The organism is Saccharomonospora iraqiensis subsp. iraqiensis, from assembly GCF_000430445.1.
GTDB lineage: Bacteria > Actinomycetota > Actinomycetes > Mycobacteriales > Pseudonocardiaceae > Saccharomonospora > Saccharomonospora iraqiensis.
In genome coordinates, this window is the sequence record NZ_KE387129.1 from 93,216 (window position 1) to 105,392 (window position 12,177).

At 71.8% G+C, this 12,177-nt stretch carries 10 protein-coding genes; 3 read left to right on the top strand and 7 right to left on the bottom strand.

Annotated features, from left to right (window positions below; genetic code table 11):
- Window positions 1-118: 118 nt before the first annotated feature.
- The 7 genes from ACTIR_RS0119530 to ACTIR_RS0119560 form a co-directional block, all read right to left on the bottom strand.
- A complete protein-coding gene (locus tag ACTIR_RS0119530) occupies window positions 119-2,200 on the bottom strand; it encodes an NHL domain-containing thioredoxin family protein (protein ID WP_034241137.1) in 2,082 nt (693 codons plus the stop codon).
- Window positions 2,201-2,375: 175 nt separating this feature from the next.
- On the bottom strand, window positions 2,376-2,573 hold the full coding sequence (locus ACTIR_RS0119535) for a hypothetical protein (RefSeq protein ID WP_026455541.1): 198 nt from the start codon (window positions 2,571-2,573) through the stop codon (window positions 2,376-2,378).
- A 147-nt stretch (window positions 2,574-2,720) separates the two neighbouring features.
- Window positions 2,721-5,108, bottom strand: a complete 2,388-nt coding sequence (locus ACTIR_RS0119540) for a translocation/assembly module TamB domain-containing protein (protein WP_026455542.1) — start codon at window positions 5,106-5,108, stop codon at window positions 2,721-2,723.
- Window positions 5,109-5,256: 148 nt separating this feature from the next.
- Complete coding sequence (locus ACTIR_RS0119545; protein ID WP_034241094.1) at window positions 5,257-6,042, bottom strand: amino acid ABC transporter ATP-binding protein; 786 nt, start codon at window positions 6,040-6,042, stop codon at window positions 5,257-5,259.
- Window positions 6,042-6,851: an amino acid ABC transporter permease gene (locus ACTIR_RS0119550; RefSeq protein ID WP_026455544.1), complete on the bottom strand. Its 810-nt coding sequence runs from the start codon at window positions 6,849-6,851 to the stop codon at window positions 6,042-6,044. The genes ACTIR_RS0119545 and ACTIR_RS0119550 overlap by 1 nt, the downstream gene beginning before the upstream one ends.
- Before the next feature lie 71 nt (window positions 6,852-6,922).
- Window positions 6,923-7,741: a transporter substrate-binding domain-containing protein gene (locus ACTIR_RS0119555; RefSeq protein WP_026455545.1), complete on the bottom strand. Its 819-nt coding sequence runs from the start codon at window positions 7,739-7,741 to the stop codon at window positions 6,923-6,925.
- A 105-nt stretch (window positions 7,742-7,846) separates the two neighbouring features.
- The gene (locus ACTIR_RS0119560) at window positions 7,847-9,274 is read right to left on the bottom strand and encodes a M20/M25/M40 family metallo-hydrolase (protein WP_026455546.1); all 1,428 of its coding nucleotides are present in this window, start codon (window positions 9,272-9,274) and stop codon (window positions 7,847-7,849) included.
- Between the two features lie 368 nt (window positions 9,275-9,642).
- On the opposite strand from ACTIR_RS0119560, the gene pdhA reads away from it, so the two are divergent.
- The 3 genes from pdhA to ACTIR_RS24455 form a co-directional block, all read left to right on the top strand.
- A complete protein-coding gene (gene pdhA / locus ACTIR_RS0119565; protein ID WP_026455547.1) occupies window positions 9,643-10,854 on the top strand; it encodes a pyruvate dehydrogenase (acetyl-transferring) E1 component subunit alpha in 1,212 nt (403 codons plus the stop codon).
- On the top strand, window positions 10,854-11,879 hold the full coding sequence (locus tag ACTIR_RS0119570; protein ID WP_026455548.1) for an alpha-ketoacid dehydrogenase subunit beta: 1,026 nt from the start codon (window positions 10,854-10,856) through the stop codon (window positions 11,877-11,879). The genes pdhA and ACTIR_RS0119570 overlap by 1 nt, the downstream gene beginning before the upstream one ends.
- Before the next feature lie 14 nt (window positions 11,880-11,893).
- Window positions 11,894-12,177, top strand: a 284-nt coding sequence (locus ACTIR_RS24455) for a biotin/lipoyl-containing protein (protein WP_034241098.1), incomplete at its 3' end; no start/stop codon positions are given.

Here is a 12,177-nt window from a genome sequence, read left to right on the forward strand (position 1 = left end):
GCGGGGGCCGGACCGCCGGCGGCCACCGGTGCGGACCCGAGCCGCGTTCCGTGGCGTGCACCCGCCACGGCGTGGACGTCTCGTTCACGCGGGACCGGGTACGCCGCCGTGCCCCGGCTCAGGCGCCCCCGGTCGGTTCCTCGGGGGTTCCCGCCATGACGAGCGGCAACTCGCCCGCCCCCGCCGGGTTCACCCGGACCGGTACACCCCAGTCCTGCCGCGTGATGCGGCAGACCGGGTGCTCGGAGTCGGTGGCGCAGCTCGCCGCCTGCGCCACCACCTGCAGCACGCCCTCCGGGTGGTCGTCGGCGAGGGTGACCGTGCGCTCCAGGTCGGTGCCCTGCCCACCACCGTCGACGAGCAGTTCCGGTGGCGACGCACTCACCTCCAGCCGGGTGGACGGGCCGTACCGGTCGTCCATCGTCTCGCCCTCCGGCGGGGTGAACACCACCGACAGCCGGACCTCGCCCGGCGCCAGCTCGGTCGGCGGCCTGCGCACGAGCATCGCCTCGCCGTCCACCCGCTCGCCGTCCGTACCCTGCCCGCCGTCATCGTGCCCGCCTGCACCCTGTCCGGCCGCACCCTGTCCGTCACCGTGGTCCGCGCCGGCGGTGGCGGAGGACCCGGCCGGGGAGCCACGGTGCAGCGCGCGGAGCCGGTGTGCGGCGGACTCGACGACGAACACACCGGTGTCGGTGACCAGCACGTCCGTGGGCTCGGCCAGGTCCCGCATCAGCGTGGTCACCTGCCCGGTGTCCGGGTCGAAGCGGCGCACCGCGCCGTTGTAGGTGTCGGCCACCGCGATCCCGCCGTCGGGCAGGACGGAGAGGCCGGTCGGGTGTTGCAGCAGGGCCTGCGCGGCCTCGCCGTCCCGGTGGCCGAAGGTGAACAGGTCCACGCCCACCTCGGTCCGCACCACGAACCCGTCCCGTCCATCGGCGGCACCGTCCCCGTCGGCGGCACCGTCCCCGTCGGCGGCACCGTCCCCGTCGGTGTCGGGGCCGTCGGTGGGATCGACGCGGCGCAGGGCCGAGGTCTCGGCGTCGACCAGCCACAACCGCGCGCCCGCGACGGCGAGTCCGGAGGTCTGGGCGAAGAACGCCTCGGCCGCCGCACCGTCGCGCAGGCCCTCCACGGTCGTGCCCGCGAACCGACGGATCTCCCCGCGCACCGGGTCGAACAGGGACAACGTGTGGTTGCCCGCCATCGCGACGACGACCCCGCCCGCGGGCTCCCACCACCGCACGTCCCACGGGCTGGTCAGGGCGCTCCCGGTGGCCGGGCCGGAGTCCGCGCCGTCGCGCCACTGTTCGCCGGTGCCCGCGACGGTCCGGACCGAGCCGGTGCGCAGGTCGATGCCCCGCAGCAGGTGATTGCCGGTGTCGGCGACCAGCAGATGGTAGCCGACCCGCTCGGCCACCTCCGGCGGCAGCAGGGTCAACCCGGACGGTTCGGCGAACGTGGCGACGTCGAACGCGCCGTCGGCGGCGCCACGCTCACCGTCCCCGAAGCGGCGCACCACCGTCTCGGCGTCGGAGGCGAACTCGACCACCGAGTGGTGGGCGGTGTCGGCCACCAGCACCCGTCCCTCGGCGGTGGCGACCGCCTTCGACGGGAACCGCAGGGGTGTTCCAGCGGCACAGTCCCGACCGCCCTGCTCGTCCCGGTCGTCCCGACCCTCCTCCTGGTCGGTCCGTCCGGCCGGTCCCGCCCGGTCGAGGGCCTCGGCGAGCGGGTCGTCCCCACGGCGCAGCGTCCCGGCGGCCTCGTGGCCGGCCACCAGATCCCGGATCACCGTGCGCAGCGCGTCGGCGTGCCCCTCACCGGCGGCGACGTGCGCCACGTAGCCCTCCGGGTCCACCACGACCAGCGTCGGCCACGCCTTCACCGCGTACTCCTGCCACAGCCGCATGTCCGGGTCGCTGACGACGGGATGGTCGACGCCGTAGCGGGCGACGGCCGCGGCCACCGACTCCGCCTCGCCCTCGCGGGCGAACTTCGGGGAGTGGACGCCGATCGTGACGAGCACGTCGGCGAATTCCCGCTCCAGCGGGCGCAGTTCGTCGAGGACGTGCAGGCAGTTGACACAGCCCGAGGTCCAGAAGTCCAGGAGCACGACGCGGCCGCGCAGCGCGGACAGCGTCAGCGGCCGGTCGCCGGTGTTGAACCAGACGTCACCGGCCAGCTCGGGTGCCCGCACCGGGGCGCGGTTCTTCGCAGCACTCACACCGCCAGTGAACACGATCGGGGTGGCGGGAATCCCGCCCGACACGCGAGAGTCCCGCCACGCCGCGCTCTCCCCGCGGGGCCGCTGTGCGTCGTCACCGGGCCGCTGTGCGTCGTCACCGGGCCGCTGTGCCGTCATCGCGACGCCGTCACCGTGCGCTGCGGTCGGGGCCGCCCGCGGGTTCGGTCAACGTCACCGTGGGCACCTCCCCGGACGGGTCGGACGGGCCGGGCGCGACCGGAGCGGGATCCGGTGCCGGGGCGGAGGTGTCCGGATTGCTGTCCGCGCATCCCGCGGCCAGCCCGGCGAGCAGCAACGTGACGACGAGGGAACCGGCGAGTCGCATGGGGACCTGTGACCTCGGATCGGGGACGGGACACCGTCGTCATCGGCGCCCCCGGACGTCCCGTTACGAGTTCGGGCGATGTTTCACAACGGATCGGTTACCCGGGTTGCGGACCCGGCCGTCTCCCGGACGCCGTCACAGTCGCCGTCAGTTGGTGTCGCGGCGCAGCGTGCGGGTCGCGCCCGCGGCGACCGTGGTGATCAGCACCCAGCCCGTCGCGGTGAACCCCGCGGAGACCCACTTGTCCGTACCCGCCATGTGCCACCGGCCGGTGTTGCCCAGGTCGGCGATCGGGACCAGCAGGTCGAGGGTGTAGAAGACCGGGTTCCACTCCAGCCCGGTGTCGTCGGCGTTGACCACGCACCGGGGCCCGGAGACGGTGTAGCGGTCACCGTCGACGCAGTCGTCCTCCCCGAGTCCGAACCACAGACTCCCCGCGACGAGCAGCCCCAGCAGACACACCAGCGCCCGCACCGGCCGGTAGCCGTAGCCGACGATCCACCGCTGCAGCAGGCTCCACGACCGCACCCCGGCCCCGAACCTGCCGTACCCGCGGGCGAGCGACTCGTAGCGGAACTGCTGCTTGCGCAACAGCACCGTGTCCGCGTGCTCCTCGTTCCCGCTCTCCCGCAACATGGTGGCGAGCTGGTCGTACGGGCCGGGCCGGTAGCCGTCCATCGCCTCGCGCAGGAGCCGCAACCGCTCCGCGACCGCCTTGTCGTCGGTCAGCCCGATCGGGGTGGCGAGTGCGTCGTAGCGGAAGTCGTCCGCGTCCACCCGGCCCGTGGCCCGCCAGAACGCGGTGTCGTCGTCGAGCGTGCCGCAGTGCGCGTTGCGCAGGGACACCCGGCCCTGCGGGGCGGCCCCGGGGGTGAGCGCGAACTCGTCGGCGCTCGCGTCCCCGATGTCCAGCGCGAGCGGGTTCTCCCGGGCCGCGGCGAGCTCCGCACCGCTGATCCGGATCGTCCTGCTGACCGTCGCGCCGTCCAGCGTCACGCCGCCGAAGGCCCGGAAGTTCCGGCCGTCCTCCGCGGCGAGCAGGACGTTGCGGGCCACGCGCACCGAGCGCAGGTCGACGGCCCAGGGCGCCGATTCCTCCCGCTCCGGCACCGAGGTGGCCTGTTCCGGTTCCGCCACGTGCAGCCCGCTCATGTCGATGCTGCCGCCGACGGTCATCCCCTGCAGCCGCAGCGTGCCCAGGACCGTGCACTGGGTCAGCGCGACGTTGCCGGACACCTCGCTGCGCCGCGCGGAGACCACGTCGTGCCGCCCGTACCGGAACGTCGCCCCGTGCAGCACGACGTTGCCCCGCACCCGCACGTCCGCCATCCGGAACTGCCCGACCGTGCGGAGCCCACTGCCGTCCAGGCCGCCGTCGATCTCGCTGCCGTCGAGGTGGATGGACCGGTCCGGATGCGGCCGGTTCGTCACCCCGCCGACCGTCACCGACGCCCCCGCCAGCCGCAGCGACCCGCCGAAGTGCGCGTTCACCATCCGCAGCGTGCCGGTCACCTGGAAGTTCCTGCTGAACTCGACGTTGCCGTCGACGTGCATCCGGTCGGCGATCAGGGCGGGGTGCGGGTCCTCGAAGCGGTCGCCGGTCCGCCAGGCGTCCGCGGTCACCTCGCTGTGCAGGTCGACGGCCAGCCGGGCACCCTCGAACACCATGTCCCCGGCGACCCGCAGGCTGGGGAGGAACACCATCCCGTCCGCGGTGAACGGACGTTTGTCGTTCGGCCCGCCGTAGGTGTCCCGCTCGCACAGCAGGCTCCCCCCGACGTGCAGGCCGTTGCCGTTGAGGGCGAAACCCGCCCGGTTGGCCAGCGACGCGCCCGAGAAGTTCACGTTGCCACCGGTGCGCAGCCCCGGAATGCGTACCTCGCCGTCGGCCGTCAGCCGGTAGGCCAGCAGCGCGCCGGTGACCACGAGCCGGTCGGCCTGGACCGCCTTGCCCCGCGGGTGGGTGATCCGGGTGCGGGTGAGCACCACCGACCCCTCGACCACGGCGTCGGTCAGGTTCACCGCCGCGTCCGGGATTCCGCGTTCCACCCCGACGGCCTGGCGCACCGTGGTCTCGGTGTCCTCGGCGTCGTCGTCCACCTCGACCACACAGCGGATCAGCCGGACGTCGTTGCGGCCGCGGAAGTTGCGTGCCTTGAGGCCGGGCAGCAGGCAGTGTCGGAACGACAGCCCGAGCAGCGACGCCTCCCGCACGTCCGGCGAATACTCGAACCGGCACCGCTCGAACCGGAACAGCACGCCGAGTTCCAGCGCACGCAGGTCGAGCTTGCCGGTGATCACGGCGTCGGTGATCTCGGCGATCGGGGCGCCGGTGGTCTGCCTGCGCCAGCGCAGCATTCCGCCGCCGTCGGAATCGACATCGGACCGCAGGTCGGCGGCGCGCACCGTCCGCAGCGGGCGGGAGGCGGGGTCGAACGGGTCGTACCGGTCCGCCTTCGCCGTCGACGGGTCGGCGGCGTGCCCGTCGTCGAGCCGTCCGGACTCCCGCTGCGGCCCCCGTCGTATCCCCGGCATGACCTGCCCTCCCCAGCTCACCGTCGAACCCGGTGGTGCGGGCGCATTCCGCCCGCGCGGCGGCCCCGCCGCGGCGGGAGGGCGTCGCGCTCACACCACAGGGTCGGACGGTGACATGAGGTAGGCGGTTCCGGCCACCCCGTCGGGCCTACTCGCGGGCGTGCACCGGGTTCAGCACGCGGGAGAGGAAGCTCCGGGTGCGCTCGTGACGCGGGTCGGCGATGACGCGGCCGGGCGGGCCCTGCTCGACCACCACGCCGTCGTCCATGAACAGCACCGTGTCGGCGACCTCGCGGGCGAACTGCATCTCGTGGGTGACCACGAGCATCGTCATGCCCTCCTCGGCGAGCCTGCGCATCACCGAGAGCACGTCCCCGACGAGCTCCGGGTCCAGCGCCGACGTCGGTTCGTCGAACAGCATGACGGCCGGGTCCATCGACAGCGCCCGGGCGATCGCCACCCGCTGCTGCTGACCGCCGGAGAGCTGGTCGGGCATGGCGCCCACCTTCTCCGACAGGCCCACCCGGGCGAGGTTGTCCCGGGCGACGCGCTCGGCCTCGGCCTTGTCCCGCTTGAGCACCTTGCGCTGGGCGATGGTGAGGTTCTCCAGCACGGACATGTGGGTGAACAGGTTGAACCCCTGGAACACCATGCCGATCGAGCGGCGCGCGTCGTCGATGTAGACGTCCGGGTCGGTCATGTCGAACCCGTTCACCACGACGGTGCCGGACGTCGGCTGCTCCAACAGATTCACGCAGCGCAGCAGCGTGGACTTGCCCGAACCGGACGGCCCGACGATGCACACCACCTCGCCGCGCCGCACCCGCATGTCGATGCCCTTGAGCACCTCGACCCGGCCGAACGACTTGTGCAGATCGGAGATCTCCACGATCGCGTCGCCGGTGCCCGCACCGGCCGTGGACGGCGAACCCATCAGGCCGTCACCTCCAGCCCCTTGTCCGCCTTACGGCCACTCCGACGCTCCAGCGAGCGCGACAGATAGCCCAACGGCACGGTGATGATCAGATAGCAGAGCCCCGCCAGCAGGATCGGGGTGAACGACCCTGTCGCGTTCAACCCCTCCCGGCCGAACTTGGCCAGTTCGTACTCCTCCCGCATGAGTCCGAGGAGATAGATCAGGGAGGAGTCCTTGGTGAGCAGGATCAGTTCATTGGTCAGCGGCGGGAGGATGATCCGGAACGCCTGTGGGACCACAACCGTCATCGTGGTCCGCGCCTGGGACATGCCGAGCGACCGGGACGCCTCGATCTGCCCCTTCGGTACGGCCTGGATCCCTGCCCGCAACGTCTCGGCGATGTAGGCCGACCCGACCAGACCGAGCGAGATCGCCGCCGTGGAGTAGACGTCGAACCGGATCTGGAACGCCAACGGGACACCGAATCCCAGGGCGATGAAGACCAGCAGCGCGGGGACCCCACGGAAGAACTCGATGTAGGCGGTGGCGAACCACCGGTAGGGCCCCACCGAGGACAATTTCATCAGCGCGAGCACGAAACCCGCGGCCAGACCGAGCCCGAAGCCGAGCCCGGTGTAGATGACCGTGTTCAGCAGCGCGGTCGTGATTATCTCGGGAACCTGGTCCCTGGCCGCATCGACGTTGAAGAACTTGTCGATGATCGCGGACCAGTTCGCGAACAACACGGCCACGAGCACCACGAGCACCAGCACGAGGTACTGGAGACCACGGAACAGCTGCGCGCGTTTGCGCGGCGACATCGCCATACGGACTCCTCGACACGGGGAACGCGGGTCCCGGCGGAGGATCGCCCCGCCGGGACCCGTCGCTCACCCGACTAGTTGCTCTCCGGGGCCTGGCCGAACCACTTCTCGTAGATCGCGTCGTAGCGGCCGTCATCCTTCGCGGCCTGCAGCACCTCGTTGACCTTCGACAACATGGCGGCGTCGCCCTCGCGCACGGCGATGCCGTACTGCTCGCCGGTCTCGAACTCCGTGGTGACCTCGACGTCGTCGTTCTTGTTCGCGAAGTCCAGCAGCACGGAGTTGTCGTTGATCGCCGCGGCGACCTGGCCCGTCTGCACCGCGGTCTGCAGCAGGGCGAGATCCTCGAACTGGCGCAGTTCGTAGCCGTGTTCGTCCTGGTGCTCCCGGGCGTACTTCTCCCCGGTGGTGCCGAGCTGCATCCCGAGGACCTTGCCCTCGAGGTCGGACAGCTCCGCCACGTCGGAGTCGGTGCCGACCAGCAGTGCCTGGTTGGCGTCGAAGTACCCGTCCGAGAAGTCCATGACCTGTTCGCGTTCCTCGGTGATGGTCATGGCGGCCGCGGCCACGTCGCACTGGCCGGTGTCGAACGAGGCGCCCGACTCGATGCCCTCGAACGAGGTATCGAAGATCTCCTGTTCGACGCCGAGGTCCTCGGCGACGAGGTCGACGAGGTCGACGTCGAAGCCGACCGTCTCGCCGTCCTGGGTGAACTGGAACGGTTCGTAGGGCAGGTGGGTGCAGGTGGTCAGCTTGCCTTCGTTGATCAGCGAGATCTCCCCGCCGGCTTCGGTGTCGCCGCCGGAGCCCACCTCCTCCGCACAACTCGCCGTGGTGACGGCGAGCGCGGCCGCGGGAAGCAGGGTCAACACTCTGGTGAGTCGACGCGCCACGGTGTCACTCCTCGTGGTTAATACCGGCTAACCCGCGTATCCTGCCACTCCGGTACGCCCGAACGCACCACCCGGAAACGTTACGGACCGGTTTCGACGGGCACGTCACTGCTCCGCATGGGCGTGCAGCACGCGCGCGATCGCCTCGGTCACCCGCTGCGCCTGGTCGAGGTGCAGCCACTCGTCCGGCACGTGCGCGTTCGAGTCCGGCCCGAGCGCCCCGGTGACCAGGAACTGCGCCTCCGGATACGTCCGGCCGAGCAGTCCCATGAACGGGATCGACCCGCCGAGCCCGGTGCTGCGCCACGGGCTGCCGAACACCTCGTCGCTGACCCGCTCCAACGCGGAGGCCAGCCACGGGGCGAGTTCCGGGGCGTTCCAGCCGTCCGCCGCCTCGGTCCCGGTGACCTCGACCGTGGCGCCGTACGGGACGTCGGTGGTCAGCGTCTTCTCGATCGCGGCGAGCGCCGCGGCGGAGTCCGCGGTCGGCGGGAGCCGGAAGCTCAACGCCAGCGTCGTGGCGGCGCGCAGCACGTTGCCCGCCTCGGCCGGTTCCGGCATCCCGGACGCGCCGATCACCGACAGGGTCGGCCGCCAGCTGTTGTTCAGCAGCAGCTCCACCTCGTCGTCGACGACGGTGCGGGTGGAGCCGTGCCGCGGGAACGCGCCCGCCACCGACCCCGGGGCGGCCTCGGCGGTGGCCCGGGTCTCGGCCAGCCGGTCGGCGGGGATCTCGACGTTGCACTCGGGCAGCAGGATCGCGCCGGTGGCGCTGTCCTCGATGCGGTCGAGCAGCGTGCGCAGGATCCGGAAGGAACTCGGCACGACACCGCTGGCGAGTCCGGAGTGCTGGGCCGAGTCCAGCACCCGCGCGGTGACGTGCACCTGGGCCATCCCGCGCAGGCTGGTGGTCAGCCACAGCCGGTCGTAGTCGTTGCCGCCCGAGTCCAGGCAGATCACCAGGGACACCCGCCCGAGCCGGCCGGTCAGGTGTTCCAGGTAGGCGGGCAGATCGGGGCTGCCGGACTCCTCCCCGGTCTCCAGCAGCACCACGGTCCGGGCGTGCGCGCCGCCCGCCGCACGTACGGCCTCGATCGCGGTGGTTGCGGCGTAGCCGGCGTAGCCGTCGTCGGCCGAGCCCCGGCCGTACAGCCGGCCGTCGCGCACCACCGGGGTCCACGGGCCGAGCCCGTCGGACCAGCCGCCGACGGGGGGCTGTTTGTCCAGGTGCCCGTACATGAGCACGGTGCCGGCGTCCTCGCCCCCCGGGGTGGCGGGGACGTCGAGCAGCAGGACGGGACTGCGGCCGGGCAGCCGCACGACGTCGACGGCGGCGCCGGGGATCTCCCGGCTCACCAGCCAGGCGCGGACGTGCTCCACGGCGGCGTCCAGGTGGCCGGACGCGGCCCACTCCGGGTCGAAGCCGGGGGAGAGCGCGGGGATCGCCACGAGCTCGGACAGGCTGGGCAGGACGTCCTCGGCCCACCTGGCCCGGACGGTGTCGGTCACGGTTGCGGTTTCCACGCGGACCATCGTGCCACCCGGGGGGAGGTGTGTCCGGCGTCACATCGACCCGGTTCTCGCGGACGGGGGCCGCGCACGCCCGGTGCCCGTCCGGCGACAGCGCGGCGCGCGAGCTGGTCAGCCGGTGCTCGCCGGACCGACTTTCGGCGGTTGCATCGTCGGCCGTCCAAGCGTTTCCGCAGCTCACGACCCCGCCGGAGGAAACGAATCGACATCGGGACCTCTCCACGGGGCCGGGGTTCGTGCCAGGATGACGGCGTGAACCGTCACCGCCGACGGGCACCGAGCGCTGGAGATCCGGATGCGCCACGGTGACCGGCGGCGCGTCGCGGGGGTCGTCACAAGCGGCCACGCGGCACGACACCAAGGAGATGCGCATGTCGTCCCCAGAACAGTGGACGCGCCCCGAACCCGGCGCCGGGCCGGCCGCGACCGCGGCGCAACCGTCCCCGGAGCAGGTGATCGCGGGATTGCGGGCCACAGCCGAAGGCGGAACCGAGCTCACCCAGCTACTCACTCCCGAGGGTGAACGCCTGCCCTCGTCCCGGTTCGATCCGTACCTCGACGACGTCGACGACGAGGCGCTGCGGAACCTCTACCGCGACATGGTCCTCGTGCGGCGGGCCGACCGGGAGTCCAACGCCATGCAGCGCCAGGGCCAGCTCGGCATCTGGGTGCCCCTGCTCGGTCAGGAGGCCGCCCAGATCGGCTCGGGGCGGGCGCTGAAGCCGCAGGACATGGCGTTCCCCAGCTACCGCGAGCACGGCGTGGCCTACACCCGCGGCGTCGACTTCAAGGAACTGCTGGGCATCTTCCGGTGCACCGACCACAGCGCCTGGGACTTCGCCGGTCGCGGGCTGCACCCGTACACCATCGTGATCGGCAACCAGGTGCTCAACGCCGCGGGCTACGCGATGGGGCAGAAGTTCGAGGGCAAGGTCGGTGACGACGACACCGCCGAGGCCACGATCTGCTACTTCGGCGACGGCGCCACCAGCCAGGGCGACGTCCACGAGGGGTTCGTCTGGGCATCGGTCTACGACGCGCCGCTGGTGTTCTTCTGCCAGAACAACCAGTGGGCCATCTCCGAGCCCACCGAACGGCAGTCGCGACTGCCGCTGTACCAGCGCGCCCGCGGCTACGGCTTCCCCGGCATCCGCGTGGACGGCAACGACGTCCTCGGTTGCCTGGCGGTGACCCGCTGGGCGCTGGACGAGTGCCGACACGGCAACGGCCCGGTGCTCATCGAGGCGTTCACCTACCGCATGGACGCGCACACCACCACCGACGACCCCACCCGCTACCGGCTCTCCGACGAGCTGGAGGTGTGGAAGCACAAGGACCCGATCGAGCGGGTGCGGGTGCACCTCGCCCGCACGGGCGCGGCCGAGCAGGAATTCTTCGACGAGGTCGAGGCCGAGGCCGACCGGTTCGCCGCCCAGCTGCGCGAGTACTGCTTCGCCATGCCCGACCCACCACCCGAACGGATCTTCTCGGAGGTCTACGCCGAGCCGTCCCCGGCGCTCGACGCGCAGCGCGAGGAGTACCTCGCCTACCTCGGCGGATTCGCGGACGGGGGTGAGCGTTGATGGCGGCCCCGGTGCAGTCCCCGGTCCGGACCGAGACCGAGATCCAGAAGCTCACCATCGGCAAGGCACTCAACCTCGGCCTGCGCGCGGCCATGGAGGCCGACGACAAGGTCCTGATGATGGGCGAGGACGTCGGCAGGCTCGGCGGCGTCTTCCGTATCACCGACGGCCTGCAGAAGGACTTCGGTGAGCACCGTGTGCTGGACACGCCGCTGGCCGAGTCCGGCATCATCGGCACCGCCGTCGGCCTCGCCGTGCGCGGCTTCCGGCCGGTGTGCGAGATCCAGTTCGAGGGGTTCATCTTCCCCGGCTTCGACCAGATCGTCAGCCAGCTCGCCAAGCTGCATTACCGCACCCAGGGTGAGATCACGGTCCCCGTGGTGATCCGCGTGCCGTTCGGCGGCGGGATCGGCGCGGTCGAGCACCACTCGGAGTCGCCGGAGTCGCTGTTCGCGCACGTGCCGGGGCTGAAGGTGGTGTCCTGCTCGAACCCGGTGGACGCGTACTGGATGATCCAGCAGGCGATCCAATGCGACGACCCGGTGCTGTTCTTCGAGCCGAAGAAGCTGTACCACTCCGGTGCGCTGAAGCAGCCGGTGGACACCACCTCGACGCCGGACCCGCTGTTCGCCTCACGCACCCTGCGCAGCGGCACGGCGGCCACCCTGGTCACCTACGGACCGTCGGTGAAGGTGTGTCTGGACGCGGCGACGGCCGCGGCCGAGGAGGGCACCGAGCTGGAGGTCATCGACCTGCGCAGCCTGTCCCCGCTGGATCTCGCGCCCGTGTTCGAGTCGGTGCGCCGCACCGGCAGGCTGGTCGCGGTGAGCGAGGCCCAGTCGGAGTCCTCGGTCACCGCGGAGATCGCGGCCCGGGTCCAGCAGGAGTGCTTCTACTCGCTGGAGGCCCCGGTGCAACGGGTGACCGGGTTCGACACCCCGTATCCCCCGGCGAAGCTGGAGGAGCACTTCCTGCCCGACCTCGACCGCGTGCTGCACGCCGTCGACAACGCGCTGGCCTGGTGAGGGGGTAGGACACGATGCCGGAGTACAGGCAGTTCCCCCTCGCCGACACTGCCGAGGGGCTGACCGAGGCCGAGATCATCGGCTGGCGCGTCCAGCCGGGTGACGAGGTCGCGGTGAACCAGATCGTCGTGGAGGTCGAGACCGCGAAGGCGGCCGTCGAGCTGCCCATCCCGTGGGCCGGGGTGGTCACCGAGCTGCTGGTGGAGCCGGGGCAGACGGTGGAGGTCGGCACGTCGATCCTCACCGTCGACGTCGACCCGCAGGGCGTCTCCGCGCCGCAGGCCGCGGAGACGCCCCG

What these genes read in the sequence shown, in the direction of transcription:
- ACTIR_RS0119545 (WP_034241094.1), bottom strand. Translation starts at nt 6,042, where the DNA reads ATGGGTTCGCCGTCCACGGCCGGTGCGGGCACCGGCGACGCGATCGTG.
- ACTIR_RS0119560 (WP_026455546.1), bottom strand. Translation starts at nt 9,274, where the DNA reads ATGGTCCGCGTGGAAACCGCAACCGTGACCGACACCGTCCGGGCCAGG.
- pdhA (WP_026455547.1), top strand. Translation starts at nt 9,643, where the DNA reads ATGTCGTCCCCAGAACAGTGGACGCGCCCCGAACCCGGCGCCGGGCCG.
- ACTIR_RS0119535 (WP_026455541.1), bottom strand. Translation starts at nt 2,573, where the DNA reads ATGCGACTCGCCGGTTCCCTCGTCGTCACGTTGCTGCTCGCCGGGCTG.
- ACTIR_RS0119570 (WP_026455548.1), top strand. Translation starts at nt 10,854, where the DNA reads ATGGCGGCCCCGGTGCAGTCCCCGGTCCGGACCGAGACCGAGATCCAG.
- ACTIR_RS0119550 (WP_026455544.1), bottom strand. Translation starts at nt 6,851, where the DNA reads ATGGCGATGTCGCCGCGCAAACGCGCGCAGCTGTTCCGTGGTCTCCAG.
- ACTIR_RS0119540 (WP_026455542.1), bottom strand. Translation starts at nt 5,108, where the DNA reads ATGCCGGGGATACGACGGGGGCCGCAGCGGGAGTCCGGACGGCTCGAC.